Origin of the sequence: Alkalihalophilus lindianensis (genome assembly GCF_032843265.1) — a bacterium.
Taxonomy (GTDB): domain Bacteria; phylum Bacillota; class Bacilli; order Bacillales; family Bacillaceae_D; genus Alkalihalophilus; species Alkalihalophilus lindianensis.
This window is the reverse complement of the sequence record NZ_JAWJBA010000571.1, coordinates 1-259: the sequence shown is the minus strand read 5'-3', so window position 1 is coordinate 259 and position 259 is coordinate 1. Positions and strand designations below refer to the sequence as shown.

Here is a 259-nt window from a genome sequence, read left to right as displayed (position 1 = left end):
TCCAAATCTATACGATATCAAATTTGAATTATTTCAAGAGGGTAACTCTGTTGATCTAGTGAACTCATATTTTGGAATGCGTAAAATTTCTATTGAAGGCCGGAAAATTCTCCTAAATAACAGGGATTTATACCAACGTCTAATATTAGATCAAGGTTATTGGAAGGAAAGTGATTTAACTCCACCTTCTGTAGAAGCACTTGAAACAGATATTGATAAGGTGCTTGAAATGGGATACAACGGTGTCAGAAAGCATCAA

General features: G+C 34.4%; 1 pseudogene. It reads left to right on the top strand.

Annotated features, from left to right (window positions below):
• Nucleotides 1–259: pseudogene (locus tag RYX56_RS23465) on the top strand (glycoside hydrolase family 2); the annotation flags it as partial.